Consider the following 3,989-nt stretch of genomic DNA (forward strand, 5'->3'; position numbering starts at 1 on the left):
GTCTTGGCAAAGCTCTTCTAGCGCTTTGTGCTCAAAGTAAATAACTGAGTGATTTTCAAAATTACTTTGTTCTAATGAAAGTGAAAATGTGGCATCACCTTCAGGACAACTAAAGCGTGCATAGTGTGGCGTATGGACTATCAGTGTAAACCCAAGAAGAAGGTAAAACTGAACAGATACATCCATATCTTTTACAGGCAAGGTTACTTGATTGAGCTCTATTTTACTTCCTTCAATATTTCTAAAGGTTATAGCGCTTTAAAGAAATAAATTAACGACTACATGGTAATAACCCAGCCTATTACCTATCCCACTTTGATTCCTGACCAGAGAAGTATTAATACAAAAACAAATGCCGCAAAAACCAATAGCGATTTTTGCTCTATAAGGCTTAATTTTGTCTTCCAACACTTTGCACCAACTTTCATTTTCACTTCCTTGTATGTCATTTCCAGCTTTCATGTTAAGTCAATAATTTAGGGACAAAAACAGTAGCGTTGTTTAGTTTATTAGGTACTTAATAAAGATACTTTTAAATCGCACTGACTAAAATTAATATGAATGCTAACAGTAGATATTTATGGCTTTCTTGGGAGAACCTAACATTTTCTTTGAACCACCGCCTAAGAGGAGCGACTAATAAAAGTGGGGATAAGAGCAAAGCTCGAAGCAGTGATAAAATACCAACGCTCCCTGCAAAGGATCCCATATCAATTGTATTGGTTTGATAAAATTGGGTGACTTGCATAACCACCACAAGTGTCATAAAACCTTTAATTAAGTTTGAACTTCGTCGAACTTTACTCGCTTGTTCTTCCATTGTGCTGCAATCCATTATTGAACGCCCTAGCATAAAACAGCCATACCGAAGTCATTATTAAGCCTAAACGACTTCACCTAAAGCAAACTCCAACTAAGTAATTAATTTTTATGGAATATATACTAAGCTAACTGTAAGTATAACGCTATATACAAATTACTTGGTCAATTGAGACAGCCACCGGATTATCTAGACACCCAAGCTAAGACACTCTTCGTTTTGACCTCCCCAACACGCCAACGTGACCTAAACAGGGTGTTTTTGTAGGTTGAAAGTGGAAGTTGACTGAGAGTTTGAATTACTTTGGTTTTATTTGGCTGTAGTTGTGATTTAGTGCAAATGGCAGGCAGCGATAATCATCACCCGGTTAGGTGATTTAATCAAAGCTAGATACAGAACTTATCAGGCTTGTTGTAATAATGCTTTGGATTTTGCCAGCCCGCGTATTCGTTGATGGCCTGTATGCTGTTTAAATTGTTGCATCATATGTTCACTACCGACCGCTGAGTAAAAATGTTCCTCAAACTCGGTAGCAAGGCTTATCCACTGTTCCGAATTAAGTCCAAAACGTTCTAAAATGGGGCTATTTTGATGCTCGATGTGACCCGCCTTATCGTCACGAATGCATCTGCCTGTGCTGTCTATAAGTTCACAATAATCAATTAAGCTAAACGCAATCCCTTTTGACATGCCTTGTTTATGATGACCCACAAAAGGCATCAGGTTTCGAGGTTGCTCTCCTGTGGTTAAACACTCTATGCGTTGTTGGATACTGGTGTACTTTGAGGTTTCAGGTGTTTTTTCCATTTTGGTCCGAATAGGGTTTAGGTCCACATAAGCCATGCAGGCTAGTACCGCGGGTTCATCTAACAATGCTTGGGATTTGAAACGCCCTTCCCAAAACCGTCCCGTGCAGTCATCTTCCTTGTTCGCCTCTCGGGCGATGTATTCATTCAGGTTTCGCATAAACCAACTAATGTTGTACAAACGTTGACGATAAATTTTAATCGTTTCATTGAGAGTAAATAACTCACTTTGACTGAGTGACTCACCACGCATAAATCGTTGGCTAACTAAGGTGCCTTTATGTAATTGATGCCAACGAAAAACCACTTCTTTTGACGACCAATTATCGGCTTGGTTTTTATCAACACACAACACGATATGAGTATGATTACTCATCACCGCATACGCACACACATCAATGGCAAAGATAGAAGCCAAATGAAGTAAACGTTGCTCAACCCAACCTCGCCTGTGCTCGTAACTTTGCCCCGTCAACTTATCTTCTCCACACAGAAATGAGCGGCGAACACATCGAGAAACACAGTGGTAATAGGGTGTATCAACAAGACTAATTTGTGATTTACGTGACTGAGGCATAACAAACCATCCTTGGTTGTTTAGGTTAATTAAAGCCTAGAACATCTGGAAAAAATTACCACACAAGCATGGATGTCATATTTAAAAACTATACCAAGTAATTATGGCTGTCCAACTAAGAAAGAGTCGTTAAAGTGTCGCAGCATAAAGCACACAGACACCCAAAACAAAGAATGAAAATCTAACGCCTGTCTCCCAAAGTTGCTCCGCTTGTTTCACCTCTGGAAGAAGATCTGCACCTGCGATATACAAAAAGTTTCCAGCTCCCAAGGCTACGAGAAAATACACATTGATATGTTGTCCTACACCATACGCAATGGCACCACCGAGGGGAAAAGTTAATGCAGATATAAAATTATAAAGCAGTGCCTTACTTCGTGAATAGCCAGCATGGACCATCGCTCCGAAGTCGCCGATTTCTTGAGGGATTTCATGCAAAGCAGCAGCGATCCATGCAGCTATTCCAGCCCGAATATCCACAACGAAGATAGCTCCAATGGCAAGCCCTCCAAGGAAATTGTGCACCCCATCAGCAATCAACAACAAAGGACCTAAAGGCTGCACATGTTCAGAAGGCATACGGTGACAATGATGCCACTCCAGAAGTTGGTCAAGGGCAAAAAATGCGGTAAAACCGACGACCACCCAGACTAATACCGATATCGTCGGTTGCGAAGTACTTAGTGCATGGGGGAGCATATGAAAGAAAGCGCCGCCTATCAACGAACCAGCTGCAAATGCAACGATAGGCTTTAGCCAACGCTTCAAAACTTTCTCTGGCAATAAGATAAATAACCCACCGATGATAGCGATCAAGCTCATTAAGAATCCAAAAACCAGGATAGTCAGCAATGTGGTATCCAAATTAGTACCCTCCAATCTATTACGCTATATTTTCCTTTTCGACATACAAAAGGTTGTCTAGTGACAGGTGTTAAGTAACTCTAAGCTATAGGCCACATTTTGAGCTAAAGACTAGACAAGAACAACTCTATTTGATTGAACATCCGCTCAGGTTTGTGAGCCATAAAGAAGTGCTTAGTGCTTTTGGCATAAACCATATAGTTTAAATTGTCGGGAATATTAGCCATTTGAGTCAGGTAATTATTTTTAGTTACATCATAACTTTCATAAGGCTCAACGTGTGCCGGTGCGGCAATAGTTAGTACAGGGCGTTCAATTTTGACAAGCTTATCTCTTAGATCTAATTGCATCAATTCACCGAATGCCCTTCCCGACGTCATGGGATAAGAAGTCATCATTTCATTCAACATCTGAGGGTGCCAAGCTTCATTATGTACCATCGATTTGATCATACTTTTAGGGTCGAAAGATCTAGGCATTTTGCTACTCGATGCTTGTTGGTTGCCAATTAATGCGCCTAAAGCCGGCAGCCCATCAATATCCACCACTGCCGAAATTTGTGGATGACTTTCTGTTGCTAGCCACAACCCTAAAGTACCACAAGAAAGTGATCGACAATCACCACGTCTTCTAATTTATTTAAACGAATATACTCTGAAATAGCGTTCTTCTGGAATTTTAGAAAAGTGCTCAACGGTCTGCTTCCAAATAGAGGCAGAAGGAGAGACTTCTGGAATTAAAATGATAGGCTTTCCCTGACCAAAGACCTCGACATTAAATGCTTCATATTCTCTATTACGGTTTATCAAGACACCCATATTAATGAAAAGAAAAAGTACTATTTAAAATATGAACATAAAGCCCTAACCGCGGGATACACATACAACGTTCATTGTTAGTTTTAAAGATGGGTGTCTTAATA

The 3,989-nt window shown here is 40.2% G+C and carries 6 protein-coding genes; all 6 read right to left on the reverse strand.

From position 1 onward, the window contains the following. Window positions 1-222, reverse strand: a 222-nt coding sequence (locus AB6T38_RS19120; protein ID WP_372548816.1) for a VOC family protein, incomplete at its 3' end; no start/stop codon positions are given. Window positions 223-532: 310 nt separating this feature from the next. Then, window positions 533-835, reverse strand: a complete 303-nt coding sequence (locus AB6T38_RS19125; protein ID WP_372548811.1) for a hypothetical protein — start codon at window positions 833-835, stop codon at window positions 533-535. Between the two features lie 387 nt (window positions 836-1,222). After that, a complete protein-coding gene (locus AB6T38_RS19130) occupies window positions 1,223-2,203 on the reverse strand; it encodes a transposase (protein ID WP_372548812.1) in 981 nt (326 codons plus the stop codon). A 129-nt stretch (window positions 2,204-2,332) separates the two neighbouring features. Beyond that, complete coding sequence (locus tag AB6T38_RS19135) at window positions 2,333-3,082, reverse strand: ZIP family metal transporter (RefSeq protein WP_372548813.1); 750 nt, start codon at window positions 3,080-3,082, stop codon at window positions 2,333-2,335. A gap of 89 nt (window positions 3,083-3,171) precedes the next feature. Then, window positions 3,172-3,654 (reverse strand): hypothetical protein, encoded by a 483-nt coding sequence (locus AB6T38_RS19140; protein WP_372548814.1) that lies wholly within the window; start codon window positions 3,652-3,654, stop codon window positions 3,172-3,174. 48 nt (window positions 3,655-3,702) lie between these two features. After that, a complete protein-coding gene (locus AB6T38_RS19145) occupies window positions 3,703-3,876 on the reverse strand; it encodes a hypothetical protein (protein WP_372548815.1) in 174 nt (57 codons plus the stop codon). Window positions 3,877-3,989 lie beyond the last annotated feature (113 nt).

Source organism: Aliiglaciecola sp. SL4, assembly GCF_041538045.1.
GTDB lineage: Bacteria > Pseudomonadota > Gammaproteobacteria > Enterobacterales > Alteromonadaceae > Aliiglaciecola.

Coding starts and splice junctions, on each gene's coding strand:
- AB6T38_RS19125 (WP_372548811.1), bottom strand. CDS start 835: ATGGATTGCAGCACAATGGAAGAACAAGCGAGTAAAGTTCGACGAAGT.
- AB6T38_RS19130 (WP_372548812.1), bottom strand. CDS start 2,203: ATGCCTCAGTCACGTAAATCACAAATTAGTCTTGTTGATACACCCTAT.